Annotated in this window: 15 protein-coding genes; all 15 read right to left on the bottom strand. The window is 26.6% G+C overall.

What is annotated here, in order from left to right:
- Positions 1–11: 11 nt before the first annotated feature.
- On the bottom strand, positions 12–1289 hold the full coding sequence (gene hemL, locus H9660_RS07065) for a glutamate-1-semialdehyde 2,1-aminomutase (protein WP_191749668.1): 1278 nt from the start codon (positions 1287–1289) through the stop codon (positions 12–14).
- 3 nt (positions 1290–1292) lie between these two features.
- Positions 1293–2261 (bottom strand): porphobilinogen synthase, encoded by a 969-nt coding sequence (gene hemB / locus H9660_RS07060; protein ID WP_191749667.1) that lies wholly within the window; start codon positions 2259–2261, stop codon positions 1293–1295.
- Between the two features lies 1 nt (position 2262).
- Positions 2263–3750: a uroporphyrinogen-III C-methyltransferase gene (gene cobA, locus H9660_RS07055; protein ID WP_191749666.1), complete on the bottom strand. Its 1488-nt coding sequence runs from the start codon at positions 3748–3750 to the stop codon at positions 2263–2265.
- A 4-nt stretch (positions 3751–3754) separates the two neighbouring features.
- Positions 3755–4630 (bottom strand): hydroxymethylbilane synthase, encoded by an 876-nt coding sequence (gene hemC / locus H9660_RS07050; protein ID WP_191749665.1) that lies wholly within the window; start codon positions 4628–4630, stop codon positions 3755–3757.
- 10 nt (positions 4631–4640) lie between these two features.
- Complete coding sequence (locus H9660_RS07045) at positions 4641–5309, bottom strand: NAD(P)-dependent oxidoreductase (protein ID WP_191749664.1); 669 nt, start codon at positions 5307–5309, stop codon at positions 4641–4643.
- Positions 5267–6472: a glutamyl-tRNA reductase gene (gene hemA, locus H9660_RS07040; protein WP_191749663.1), complete on the bottom strand. Its 1206-nt coding sequence runs from the start codon at positions 6470–6472 to the stop codon at positions 5267–5269. The genes H9660_RS07045 and hemA overlap by 43 nt, the downstream gene beginning before the upstream one ends.
- 278 nt (positions 6473–6750) lie before the next feature.
- The gene (asrC, locus tag H9660_RS07035; RefSeq protein WP_191749662.1) at positions 6751–7713 is read right to left on the bottom strand and encodes a sulfite reductase subunit C; all 963 of its coding nucleotides are present in this window, start codon (positions 7711–7713) and stop codon (positions 6751–6753) included.
- Positions 7714–7725: 12 nt separating this feature from the next.
- Entirely contained in the window at positions 7726–8520 is a 795-nt protein-coding gene (gene asrB, locus H9660_RS07030) for an anaerobic sulfite reductase subunit AsrB (RefSeq protein ID WP_191749661.1), read from the bottom strand.
- The gene (asrA, locus tag H9660_RS07025) at positions 8513–9529 is read right to left on the bottom strand and encodes an anaerobic sulfite reductase subunit AsrA (RefSeq protein ID WP_191749660.1); all 1017 of its coding nucleotides are present in this window, start codon (positions 9527–9529) and stop codon (positions 8513–8515) included. The genes asrB and asrA overlap by 8 nt, the downstream gene beginning before the upstream one ends.
- 252 nt (positions 9530–9781) lie before the next feature.
- Positions 9782–10474, bottom strand: a complete 693-nt coding sequence (locus H9660_RS07020) for a Crp/Fnr family transcriptional regulator (protein ID WP_191749659.1) — start codon at positions 10472–10474, stop codon at positions 9782–9784.
- A 300-nt stretch (positions 10475–10774) separates the two neighbouring features.
- A complete protein-coding gene (locus H9660_RS07015) occupies positions 10775–11173 on the bottom strand; it encodes a DUF2871 domain-containing protein (protein WP_191749658.1) in 399 nt (132 codons plus the stop codon).
- Between the two features lie 115 nt (positions 11174–11288).
- Positions 11289–12206 carry a homoserine O-acetyltransferase MetA gene (metA, locus tag H9660_RS07010; protein ID WP_191749657.1) on the bottom strand — a complete coding sequence of 306 codons (918 nt, stop codon included), beginning with the start codon at positions 12204–12206 and terminating at the stop codon, positions 11289–11291.
- 200 nt (positions 12207–12406) lie between these two features.
- The gene (locus H9660_RS07005) at positions 12407–13318 is read right to left on the bottom strand and encodes a PucR family transcriptional regulator (protein WP_191749656.1); all 912 of its coding nucleotides are present in this window, start codon (positions 13316–13318) and stop codon (positions 12407–12409) included.
- A 322-nt stretch (positions 13319–13640) separates the two neighbouring features.
- The gene (locus tag H9660_RS16195) at positions 13641–13976 is read right to left on the bottom strand and encodes a hypothetical protein (RefSeq protein ID WP_207729435.1); all 336 of its coding nucleotides are present in this window, start codon (positions 13974–13976) and stop codon (positions 13641–13643) included.
- Between the two features lie 10 nt (positions 13977–13986).
- Positions 13987–14319, bottom strand: coding sequence for a YtxH domain-containing protein (locus H9660_RS06995; RefSeq protein ID WP_191749654.1), 333 nt, complete (start codon positions 14317–14319; stop codon positions 13987–13989).
- Positions 14320–14559 lie beyond the last annotated feature (240 nt).

The raw sequence follows: 14559 nt of genomic DNA, 5'->3' as shown, positions 1-14559 counted from the left end.
AGTCATCTCCTTTAAATATTAAATTCTTTAAAGGCTTCTAAAAATTTATTTATATCCTCTTCTGTATGAGCAACACTTAAAAATAAAGCTTCATATTGAGATGGTGGTATATTAATTCCCCTACTAATCATGTGTTTAAAATATTTCTTAAATATTTCTTCATCACAAGTTTTTACATCTTCATATTTTTTAACATTTTCTAACTCTGTAAAGAAAATGGTCATCATTCCACCACATCTATTTATAGTTAATGGAATAGATTTTTCTTTCGCTATTTCTTTCATTCCATCTTCTAATAATTTACCTAGTTCTTCAATCTTATTGTAATATTCTTCTTTATTATTTTTTATTTTATTTAAAGTAGCTAATCCAGCTGCCATAACTATTGGATTTCCTGACATAGTTCCAGCTTGATACACTCCCCCTACTGGAGATAACCATTCCATTATTTCTCTTTTTCCACCATATGCACCACAAGGTAGTCCTCCCCCCATTATTTTTGCATATGTAATTAAATCTGGCTTAACTTTAAATAATTTTTGAGCACCTTCAAAAGACACTCTAAATCCACTCATAACCTCATCGAAAATTAATAAAGCTTTATACTCATCACAAAGTTCTCTTAATAAATTCATAAATTCATCTTCTGCTTTAATAACTCCCATATTTCCTGCAACTGGCTCAATGATTACTCCAGCTATATCATCACCATATGTATTAAATATTTCTTTAATACTTTCTTTATCATTATAATTTGCTATTAAAGTATTTTTTATACTTTCTTCAGGAACTCCTAAAGATCCTGGTATTCCATTTGTTAGAACACCTGAACCAGCTTCTATTAAAAATCCATCAAAATGACCATGATAACAACCTGCAAATTTTACAATTTTACTTTTCTTAGTATATCCTCTTGCAAGCTTTATTGCACTCATAGTTGCTTCAGTTCCTGAATTAACCATTCTTACCATTTCAATATTTTCTAAGTTTTTACATAGGAATTTTGCCATCATAAGTTCTAATTCAGTAGGTGCTCCAAAAGCTATTGCACTTTCTGACGTTTCTTTAATAGCTTTTACTACATCTTTATCAGAGTGTCCTAAAAGCATAGGACCCCAAGCTAAAACAAAATCCACATACGCTTTTCCCTCTTCATCTACTATTATGGCTCCTTTTCCACTTTTTATAATTGGAGGTGTCATACCAGTATTTTTATAAGAACGAACTGGTGAATTTACTCCACCAGGCATATATTTTTTAGATTCATGGAATATTACTTCATTTCTCATAGCTTAGTTCTCCTTTAACCATTTCACTGCATCTAAAGCATAATAAGTTATTATAATATCTGCACCTGCTCTTTTCATGGAAAGTAACATTTCTAATGCAACTGCTTTTTCATTTATTAGTCCCGCTTCTGCTGCGGACTTAACCATTGCAAATTCACCACTTACATTGTAAGCACAAATTGGAACATCTACTATCTCTTTAGCCTTACTTATTATGTCTAAATAAGACATTGCTGGTTTTACCATAATTATATCTGCACCTTCATTTATATCCCATTTTATTTCCTTTAATGCTTCATCTGAATTTGCTGGATCCATTTGATAAGTTTTTCTGTCTCCAAACTGTGGTGCTGAATGAGCTGCTTCTCTAAATGGTCCATAGAAAGCTGATGAATATTTAGCTGCATAACTCATTATAGCTACATTTTCAAATCCATTTTCATCTAAAACAGCTCTTATATGTCCAATTCTCCCATCCATCATGTCAGAAGGTGCTACCATATGTGCTCCTGCCTTTGCATAGGATAATGATATTTTTCCAAGTACTTCAAGAGACTTATCATTATCTACCTCATTACCACTTAATATTCCACAATGACCATGGCTAGTATATTGGCACATACAAACATCTGCAATTATATATAAATCCTTAGAAACTTCTCTTATTTTTCTAATTGCCTTTTGTACAATTCCATCATCTTTATAGCTTTCTGAAGCACAATCATCTTTTTCATTTGGAATTCCAAATAAAATAATTCCTCTAATATTATTCTCTTCAACTTCTTTTATTATTTCAGGAAGTCTATCTAAAGACCAATGATAATTTCCTTTCATTGATGATATTTCTTCCTTTATATTCTCTCCTTCTACAACGAAAATTGGGAAAATAAAATCCTTAGAACTTAATGTATTTTCTCTTACTAAATCTCTAATTGCTGAATTTGCTCTTAATCTTCTTCCCCTTTTAATCATATTATTCACCTTTACTTTCTTTATGTAATTTATATATTTCTACTATTTCAGCTAAGAAACCATCTTCTGAATGTTTTTTACACATATGACTTTCTACATTATTTTCTTTTAACGCTTTAAATGTTTGAGGTCCTATTGCAATATTTTGCTTTCCCTTAATTTTATCTACTCCAAATAAGGATATCATATTATTTACAGTACTTGGACTTGTATATAGAATAAAATCTACTTCATCAAATACTCTTTTATTTTTAACTTCTCCACAAATAGTGTCATAAGTATGAACTCTATCTACAATTAACCCAAGGCTTTCAATTTCATCTTTTAAATAGTTTCTACTTCCTGATGAACAAGGTAATAATACTTTTTCACCTTTCTTTAAATAAGGTTTTAAAGCATTAAATAAACCTTCTCCTACAAATTCTCTTGCCATAATAAAAGCTTGAATTCCTCTCTTTTCAAGAGCTTTCCTAGTTGCTTTTCCTACTACTGAGAATTTTGCTTTTATACTTCTTATATCTATCTTATTATCTATTATATAATCAAAAAATAAGTCTACTCCATTTACTGAAGTTAATAATATATGATCATACTCTCCAAGTTTATCTTTTACTTCATTTAAATTTTCATTAGTAGATTTAATTTTTATAGAGTTTATTTCAGTTACTTCTGCACCTAAATCCCTTAATTTTTTCTTTAAATTAGATGATTGTTCTCTAGATCTTGTTACACAAATATTTGATCCAAATAGAGGTTTATTTTCATACCAATTTAATTTATCATTTAATGAAACAACGTCTCCCATTACTATAATACATGGAGATTTTAATTTTGCCTTTTCTACTTTTTCTTCAATGTCCTTTATTGTTCCAACAACTTTCTTTTGCTTTGAAGATGTTCCTCTCATTATAACAGCAACTTTAGTATCCTCATCTTTTCCATTACTTACTAGATTTCTAATAATTTCGCCTAAGTTATTAAGCCCCATCATAAATACTAATGTTCCTTTTTCTTTAGCAACTGCTTCCCAATTAATATTTAAAACGCCTGCTGTCATTCCTGTAATTATATGAAAGCTTTGAGCCATTCCTCTTTGAGTAATAGGAATTCCAGCATAATTTAAAACTGATATAGGAGATGTAATACCTGGAATAACTTCAAAATCTATATTTTCATCTATAAGTGCTAAAACTTCTTCTCCACCTCTTCCAAAAACATAAGGATCTCCACCTTTAATTCTTCCTACTATATGGCCTTCTTTAGCTAATTTAACTAAAGATTCATTTATTTCTTCTTGGGTTTTGTAATGAGATCCTGGCTCCTTACCGCAATAATATACTATGCATTTTTCATCTAAGTAATTTAATATATTATTTGAAACTAATCTGTCATATAAAACTGCTGTACATTTTTGTAGCGCATCTACTGCTTTTATTGTTAATAAATCCTCATCTCCTGGCCCTGTACCAATAATATAAACCTTACTCATCTTACTATCCTTTCATTATCTTATTAGCTAATTTAATTCCAAGTTCAATATTTTCTTCTATATTTCCTAATATATCTTTCTTTACTATTCTTCCTCCACCAACATCAAAAGTACCTATCATATATAAATCATTATTTTTAACTTCTGAGTAAACACCAATTACACTATGGCATCCACCATTTAATTTTCTCATAAAGCTTCTTTCAGCTTCTACAGATATTCTAACATCTTTGTTATCTAATTTTCTTAAATATGAGTTATATTCTCCATTAATTAATGCTTCTATTCCTAATGCTCCTTGCCCTATAGCCGGTAAGAATTCTTTAGGATCAAAATAATCAGTAATGATATTTTCCATATTTAATCTTTTTAATCCTGCTGCTGCTAAAATTATACCATCCATATTTTCATTTTTCATTTTTTCTAGTCTTGTTTGAACATTTCCTCTTATAGGAACAATTTTTATATCTTTTCTTATTTCTTTAAGCATCGCTGCTCTTCTTATACTACTTGTTCCTATTATAGCTCCTTCTTTTAATTCTTCAAAATGAATATTATTTCTAGAAACAAAAACATCTCTAATATCTTCTCTTTCTGGAATGGCTATAAGTTCAAAACCTTCTGGTAATTCAAATGGAACATCCTTCATACTATGTACAGCTGCATGTGCTTCTCCATTTAATAGTGCATATTCTATTTCCTTTACAAATAATCCCTTGCCACCTATTTTATCTAAAGTTACATCTAATCTTTTATCACCTTCTGTAACTACTAGTAATTTTTTTGAATTTATATTATTTGTTTCTTTAATAAGCTCCATCACTCTTTCTGTTTGCACTTGAGCTAATTTACTTTTTCTAGTTGCTATAATAATCTCCATAAAACTTCTCCTACAACTTTTTATATAGTTTATTCAATATTTCTTTTCCAAAAAACATTTCAATAATAATCTCATCTTTTTTCTTATCATAAAAATATTTAAAATCTTCACTACAAACAAAATTAATTATATCTTTTTTATGTTCTTTTATTATTTTTGCCTCATTTCTTATTGTTGAAGAATATCCAATAAATTCATCATAATCCTTTAATGTATCAATAATTTTTTCTGATAATAAAAGGGATCCCTTTGGATTTCCATGATTAGTATTCACCGCAAAACTTATATTTTTTAAATTTCTTTGTACTGGAGCAATTGCCATACTTTCTAGATAATCCTCTGCAAATATGTATATTTTATAAAACTCTTCACAATCATTTTTAATTATATTATTTATACTTTTATCATTAGTAGCTATTACTATCAAGTGCTTATTCATTATAAACTCTTTATAGTAAGAATTATGTATAAGTTTAACATTACTCAAACTTTTAAATTCATCGATAAAATTTAAAGATAATACTTCTACATTACATTTTTTAGATAAGAAATTTTTACATTTAATATATCCAACTTTCCCTCCACCTATTATTCCAACATTAAGTTTTTTAGAAATTAATGAAAGATAAGTATAATCTATATCTTCTTTAGAAATATCTTTTCTAGTATTTTTACACATTCTTCTCCTTGCCCCTTTAATTGCTCTTCTTTTAATACCTCAATAGCTCTATTGACATAATAATCAGAAGTGCTTTTTATAAGCATTCTTGCAATTTCTAAGTCTTTTTCATTGTGACATTTATTTTGAAGCGTCTTTTCTCTTTCCTCTATTACTTTATTACTATTACTCTTTATATCTCTTATTACTTTAGAAACTTCCCTAATATTCTTCCATTCAAAAAAGTCTCTTATATAATTTTCAATAATGAATTTATAATTTAACATTCTTTCTTTTCTTAAATTTTTATTTTCATCATCCATTGAACTTATTTCATCAATATCATAAAGTCTTACTCTTTTAAATTCTTTTATTTTCTCATCTATATCTCTTGGCATCGCTAAGTCAAAAATTATAATATCTTTTCCATATTCATTAATATGTTTCTTTTCTATAATTAAATGTGGAGCCGATGTACAGGATATTACACAATCCATTTCATTTATCGATTTCTTTCCCTCATCATAGGTTGTAATAATCACTCTTTTATCTGTTATATCTTTAACTTTTTCTATATTTCTAACTACTAAAACTAATTTTTCTATATTATTTGAGAGTACATATTTAACTACTAAACTTCCTACTTCTCCATATCCTATAACCATAATATTCTTTGCATTATTTTTCATTGCTTTATCTACTGCAATAGATGCTGATGATACTGGAATTTCATATAATTTTCCTTCTGTTCTAAACTTTTTCCCACAAGTAATAGCCTCTTGAAATAATCTTTGTAGGTAACTATTTATAGACTTTAACTCCATAGCTACTGAATATGCTTCTTTTATTTGACCTAAAATTTGATCTTCACCTAATATTTTAGAATGGAATCCACAGACTACTTCCATTAAGTGCTTTACAGTATCTTCTTCTTCTAAGTAAAAACAGTTCTCCTTAAGATTAATATCCCAATTTAAAACTGCAAAAATCTTTAATAAGCTTTCCTCACCCTTTAAAGATCCATTATAATAAATTTCTGTTCTATTGCATGTACTTAAAATAATTATTTCATCAAAATATTTAAGTAATTCTTTTGTATATTCTTTTCTTTTTTTTGGAGATAACGTTAGTTTTTCTCTTATTTCTACACTAGTGTGTTTTTTTATACCTAAAAGCTGAATCATATTATTACTCCTAAACTTTACATATATCTTTAAGTTATCTTACCCTTATTATACTGCTATTAATAATTTTTTTCATTTATATTATTACTATTTAATTATATCATAAAAACAAATAAGGGACTGAAAACAGCCCCTTAATGCAAATTACTTAAATAATCTAATTTCTATTATAAAATTTTATTAAACTACTCATCAATTCTTCTACTATATTTTACCTATATATTCTAAACTTTGTCAAATAGGTAATATTTATTTTAATTATAAGTGTTTACTTATAATTAGTATCTTATTCCACTCCAGTAGATGTTATCTTTAAGTATAGCCTTATCAGATAAGTTTACACCTTCAAGAGCCCACTTTTTAAATTCCATAAATCCTGTTCTATCCACTATATATCCAATATGCTCTTTTCCACCTGGAGCATCTCTGTCTATATACTGTTCTACATATTTATAGGTATTTAAAATTATTTTAATTATGCTTTCTTCATCAACCCAAACTATGAAATCTTCTGCAAGTCTTGGATTTTTCTTTCCCGTTCTACCCATTATAGCTAATCTATAATATTTTTCTTTACTTCTAGTCCATGCACCAGTTGGACAATTAATTACACATTCTCCACAACCTATACATTTACTATGATCTCTTACTGGTCTATAGTTTTCTGGATGAAGAGCTGCTGTAGATTTCTTTTTGCAAGCCTTAACACAAGCTCCACATGAAACACATTTATCCTTATCAAATTGTGGTTCAGTCATTCCTATAATACCAAAGTCATGCATTCTTGCCTTTATACAGTCATTTGGACAACCTGTTAATGCTATTTTAAAATGAAGATCATTTGGGAAAATTGCTTTTTCAATTTTCTTTGCAAAATTAGTTGTTTGATAGTTAGCAAAAGGACAAACTTTATTTCCTATACATGCAGATACATTTCTTGTTCCTGCTGCTGTATATCCCTTTCCTGGAACTTCTTGATTTATTTCTAATCCTTCTATTATTGGTTGAAGTAATAAATTAACTTCTGCAATATCTTCCATATCTATTCCTGGAATTTCGAATCCTTGTCTTGTTGTTAAATGTACAGTTCCATCACCATACTTGTCTGCTATTTCTTGAATTAATCCTAAATATTCAGCCTTTAAGAATCCACCTGGAACTCTCACTCTAGAAGCTGTTACTCCCCTATTTTTAGTTACTCTAAAGGCATTTTTTTTCAGCTTTTTAGTATTTATATCCATAGTGTATTCCTCCTAATCTATTAATTCTTTTCCTTTTACATAATTGAATACCGGTCCATCTAAACAAATATAAGTATCATCTATTTTACAATGTCCGCATTTACCTATTCCACAGCACATTTTTCTTTCTTGTGAAATCCATATGTTTTCTTCTTTAATTCCAAGTTTTAAGAATTCTAATACTGTAAATTTCATCATCATAGGTGGTCCTACAACAATTACTTGTACATTTTCTTTATCTTTTATATCAAGTTCTGGAACATATTTTGTAACAAGTCCAACATTACCTTTGTATCCTTCTTCTGCTCCATCTACAGTTAAAATAAGGTTCATATTCTTTTCCCAAGTTTTTATATCCTCTTTAAAAAGAATATCCTTTGGAGATTTAAATCCTGATATTAAAGTAAATGACTTACAGTCTTCTTTATTGCTTGAGAAATAATCTACTATTCCCTTAACTGGTGAAAGCCCAGTTCCTCCTGCTACTACTATAACTTCTTTATTTTTGTAATTTTCTATATCAAAGCCATTTCCATAAGGTCCTCTTAAGAATAGCTTATCACCTACATAGTTTTTAAATATCTCATCAGTTACTTTACCAACTTTTCTTATAGTTAAATCTACATAGTTTTCTCCAATTCCACTTACTGATATTGGAGCTTCTCCATACTTAGGTAATGATACTTCAAAGAATTGTCCTGGCTTTACATCACCTTTAAACTCCATTCTAAAAGTGTACTCTATTTCTGTATGCTCTATAACTTCTAATATTTCTGATATAAATGGTATATATTCATTTTTATTCATTTGAATTCACCTCATCCATAGCTTTTCCTAATTTATTTACACAATTTGAGAATGAAATATATTCTGGACATATATCATCACATCTACCACATCCAACACACATATGGTATCCCCATCTCTTTTTGTAATCATGTACTTTATGAAGAACTTTAAATCTCATTCTTTGTCCTTTATCTTGTCTGAAGCTATGTCCTCCAGCCATATCTGTATATCCATCAACATGACAAGATGCCCAAACTCTTCTTCTTTCTCCTACTTTTCCATTATCTTTATAGAATATATCTTGCATTGTAAAGCAAGTACACGTCGGACAAACAAAATTACATCTTCCACATGCTATACATCTTTCTCTATACTCATTCCACATAGTAGATTTCATAACTTTTAACTCTAAATTATCTGGAATATTAACTTTTACTTTGTTATCTTCAACAAAATCTGGTTTTACATCTAACTTTTCATTATTTAATTTTTCAAATATATCAACAAATTCCTCATCTTTAATATCTAAATAAATATCATTACCATCTTGTTTTACATAAGCATTATATTCTTCTGTTTTATTACTTCCCATGCTTACACAGAAACAATTATCAAAGCTTTTCTCGCATCCTATAAGAACAAACTTCGCTTTTTCTCTTAATTTTTTATAATATGGATCTTCAAATCCGTTTCTTAAATATATATCATCAATTCTTCTTAATGAATGAATATCACAACTTCTTAAAAATACAAGTATTGATTTTTCATCTACATCTGGTTCTTTTACTTCCTTTTCTGTAAAGAAAAATAAAGTTTGTGTTATTGGAAGAAGAACCTCTTTATATGAAAAAGCTGATTTCTTATCAAATTCTATTTCTTCAACTTTAGATATTTCTCCATATCTTACTATATCAGTATCTGAAAATCTTCCTTGTCCTTCAAAAATCTTTGGAGCATATATTTTATATTTTTTACTTAATTCACTTAATCCTTTATTGAAATCTTCTACTTTAAGTTTATATCCCATCTTTAACACCTCTTAGCCTTTATTTTTTCTTTTTTGAAAATCAGCATTAAACTCTTTATTAAAAACTTTAATATTTCATCTCCCTAATTTGTTATTATTATAACAATCTTATGTATAAATTATAGTTCTTTATAAAAATAAAAACCGTGATATTCATCACGATTTTTACTTTTTTCTATATATATAATAAAATTAAATAATTGTTAACACTTTTTTAAACTTTTAAATAGTTAAATATTCCACAAATTTTTTTTAAGAACATCCCCTAAAAAATTGTGAAAGTTTATCTCTATCTCTAACTACTATTTTTTTCTTTTCCATAATTATCAAATCATTTTTTTGTAAAATTTTCAACGCTCTTGATATTGTTTCTCTTGGAGTTCCAAACATATCTGCTAGATAAGTTATGCTCACATTTAAATCTATTAAAGTCCCGTTCTCAACTTTAATTCCATAATCTTTAGAAAGCTTCCAAAGTTTTGCAGCAACTCTTTTTTCAACTTTTATTGGTGTAGAGTTTTTTAATTGCCTATATAATCGTCTAACTTTTTTAGTTAAAGAAGATATAACTATCTTAGTTAATTCAAAATCACTTTTCATTACTTCTTCAAACTTAACTTTATCAAAAGATAATATTTCAGCTTTTTCAAAAACCTCACAGTTTATAGAAGATGCTAAATCATCTAAAACTACTGCATTAATAATAGAACTTTCATTTAAAATAAAAATTATTTTCTTTTGAGCTGATTCGTTTAATTTATATAACGCAACTTTTCCACTATATATAATATGAATTTTATTAACTTTTTCTTTATCTCTAAATATATGGCTACCCTTCATAAAGCATCTACTCTCGCCAAAATCAGATAATTCCTTTTTAGCTTCTTCACTTACCCCTTTAAATAAATCCATTTTATCTAATTGAATTTTTACTAATTCTTTCATCTTATCACACCTAATCTTACAAGATTTATAATATAACTATATACTATCCTATTAAATATTTCAAAGTAATATAAAAAAAATAGATAAACATTATATTCCTTGCTCCGTCCCATGTGCTCCAAGTCGCTGTCATACAATGTTTATCTCTTTGAAAACTGAAGGAAGGAAATTATAAAAACTTATTTATAGGGTAATATTTTATAATTTCCTAAAAAATAAAAAAGTACATCTATATAATTATGAATTATTTAGTTATATACTCCAAATAATCATATACCTATAGATGTACGTTAATTTTTATTAATTTTTTAAAGATTTATTTACTATAATTACAAACCAAATTAATGCTACGCCTAGAATAGCATGTCCAAGTCCTGCTATATGACTTAACCCAGCAAAATCAGTACCTAATACTTGTAAAATACCTCTAGCAGTTAACGTAGCTAATACGTATACTAATGAAACATTATAAAGTATAAACCATCCATTAAAGCCTTTATTTTTTGATATATTGAAGTTTTTTTCTAAAAGTAAAACTAAAATAAAAAATATAAATCCTAAAGTTAATGCATGTGTATGAACAACTGATAAAACTGTTTGTCCTTCAAATCCATTAAGTTTTGTAAACTCTCTATAGAACACTCCCATAATTAATCCTAAAATTAAATAACAAGTTGATAAATTAAAATATTTTTTCATTACTACCTCCATATTTCAATAAAAGTTATTTTTTAATAATGATTTTATATAATAATATAACTTATTAAGAAAAATTTCAATATAAATAAAAAGTAATTCTATATATAACTAAATATTATTTTATATTTTCAATCATAAATGGAGTATTTTGATAAATACAATAATTTAGCCAGTTACCAAATACTATATTTGCACTCCCCCTCCACTTAACTAAAGGTTCATTTTTTATATTATCTTTTGGAAAATAATTTTTAGGGATATCTATTTTTAACCCCTTATTTAAATCTCTTAAATATTCATTTTTTAAAGTATCTCTATCATACTCTAAGTGACCTGTTATAAATATTTGTCTTTTATCCTTAGTTATAATTATAAATACTCCTGCTTCTTCTGATTCAGACAGTATATCTAATTCTTTAACTCTTTCGATATCCTCTTTAGATATTGTTGTATGCCTTGAATGAGGAGCATAAAATATATCATCAAGACCTCTTGTTAAATCTTCCTTTTCTTTATTTATCCTATGTTCAAATACTCCGAAAATCTTATTTTTTAAAATCTTTTTTACTATATTGTAATGGTAATATAGTGCTGCTTGAGCTCCCCAACATATATGAAGTGTAGAAAAAACATTATTTTTACTCCACTCCATAATTTCCTTTAATTCATCCCAATAATCTACATCCTCATAATCCATAGTTTCAACAGGTGCCCCAGTTATAATTAATCCATCAAACTTTTTATCCCTTACTTCATCAAAGTAATTATAAAATTTCTCTAAATGCTCTATAGGAGTGTTTTGTGATGTATATGTTTTGGTCTGTAATAAAGTAATCTCTACTTGTATTGGAGTATTAGATAAATACCTTAAAAGCTGGTTTTCTGCCTGAATTTTCATTGGCATCAAATTTAAAATTGCTATTTTTAAAGGTCTTATATCTTGGGTTTTAGCTCTTTCTATATTCATTACAAATATATTTTCTTTAGATAATACCGTAAAGGCTGGTAACTCTTTTGGAATTTTTATTGGCATAATTAACCCCCTTATATAAAAATGTGAACATTTTATAATGAAAAATTAAAAATTAAGAATGAAGAATTAAGGAAAAAAATCCTTCGGATTTTTGATTAAAAGGTGCCTTGCACCAATATAATTTAAGTTTTGCTATGCAAAACATCCTCAATTTTACATTCTTAATTCTACATTCTCAATTTAAAGATTGCTTCGTAATCTTATACGTTTGCTTTGCTATTCATATATAATATATATATAAATGTTGCCTCCTTAAAATTACGTATATCAAATCCAGTTTCTTTCTTTATTTTTTCTATTCTATACATTAAAGTATTTCTATGTATATATAGATTCTTTGCTGCTTTGGTAAGAGATAAATCACACTTTAAAACCTCTTCTAATGTTTGAATAAGCTCATAATTAAATTTATTAAATATATTCTTATACTCTTTAATTAAATCATCAGTATATTCCTTTGATAAATTAAATATTGCCTTTTCTAAAAACATTTCATTTATATTATATACTTCTGGCTTTATCTTGAATTTATTACCAATTTCTAAAGCTTGTACAGCTCCTCTATATCCTTTAATAAATCCTTCAAAACTTTTATCTAATTTTGATATACTTACTTTAGATTTTACTCCTAATACCTCATCTATAGTTCCTTTTAAAGATAAAGCATGATCTAATTCATCTTCTAAATCTCCTAAAACTATTATCCTATCGTATATTTCTCCTACATAAACTTCATTTCTATCATAAGTATTTTCCACTATCTCAAAAGCCTCATTTTTATTATTAACTTCTATAAGTAATAATTTAGTTGAATATTTTATGTTATTATCCTCTAAAGAATCCCATTGTTTTCTTCCTTCTATTAGCTCTTGGATAACGTTTTCTTTATCTATAAGTTTATTTAATGTATATTCAATCATTGGAATTAATTTAATATTATCTTGCTCTAAAGTTATCTTCAATTTTCTTCCATTTATACATATTTTTCTTGTAATATTTGATTCTGTGTTGGGTAAATTATCAAATATTTTATTGTTATTTTCATCTAAAACTCTTACTCTCAATTCTGTATCTTTACATAATGCTTTTAATAATATAACTATTTCTACCATAACATCCACCCTTTTATAAATCCTTTTCATTTTATATTATATAATAAACTTATCGTAATGTAAAAAATATATTTAATTTGCTCTATATAAAATAAGAGATAAACATTATATTCCTTTCTCCGTCGCATACGCTCCAAGTCAACCTCATACAATGTTTATCTCTTTGTAAACTGAAGGAAGGAAATTATAAAAGCTCTAATTCTTACACTACGAATTTTAATACTCTAATAAAATTATCCGCAACTTGTCCCTAGATATAATTTCCTAAAAAATAAAAAGAGCCTCTCTTAATAAGGCCCTTTAATTTTAATTTATATATTAATTATTTTAGAAATATAGATTTAATTATATTTAAAATATCTTTTAAAATTTCATAATTATTAACTATATTTTCTTTAGTTACAATAGCATCAGCTGTAAATTCAGTTGCCACTTCACTTATATCTTTAATATTTTCAGTTATTTCACTCATATTTTTCGTTATGATAGGTAAATCCCTACATGTATTATTAATATTATTTTTATTGTTTTCTATTAGTTTTAAAATACAATTAATTAATTTATTTATCTTAAATAATACAATAACACCATATACTAATGCAAATATTAACAAGGAAAAAATTATAAATTTACAAAATAAATCTAAACTAATATACATTTTCTACCTACTATAACTCTTCACTTTCTTCTATATCTTCAACAACTTCTACTAATTCTTCTTTTTTAAGACCATCTTTTTTATCTTTTAAATAATCTTTTATTTTTGATTTAGCTTCTTCTACATTACTTTTTAAATTCTTTGTTTGCTCTACAGTAATTGATTTAACTTCATCTACTTTTTCTTTTATATCATTTCTAGTTTCTTTTCCTGACTTAGGAGCCAATAATACTCCTGATAAAACTCCTAATGCTCCACCAACTATTGTTGAAACTGTTGCAGTTTTAACTAATTTTCTTTTTTTCTCTCTTCTTTTCTTTTCAATTAAATTATACAAAGCCATTAATAACTCCTCCTATTTATCATATTTTTTGTTTTATTATACCATTATTTTCATTATTATTCTACAAAAAAGTTATAAAAACATAACATTTTATAACTTATATTTATAAATAAAATAAAAAAACTTATATTAAACAAAAAAAATTATAGGTCATCCTATAATTTTTTTTCAGACTGCTGACAAAGTGTCAGCAGTCTTTAATTTTATATAATTATCTAATATAATTTAAATATATTATTT

Origin of the sequence: Clostridium gallinarum, assembly GCF_014836325.1 — a bacterium.
GTDB lineage: Bacteria > Bacillota > Clostridia > Clostridiales > Clostridiaceae > Clostridium > Clostridium gallinarum.
Note: the sequence above shows the minus strand (reverse complement) of the source record. Positions and strands in the feature narration are given on the sequence as shown.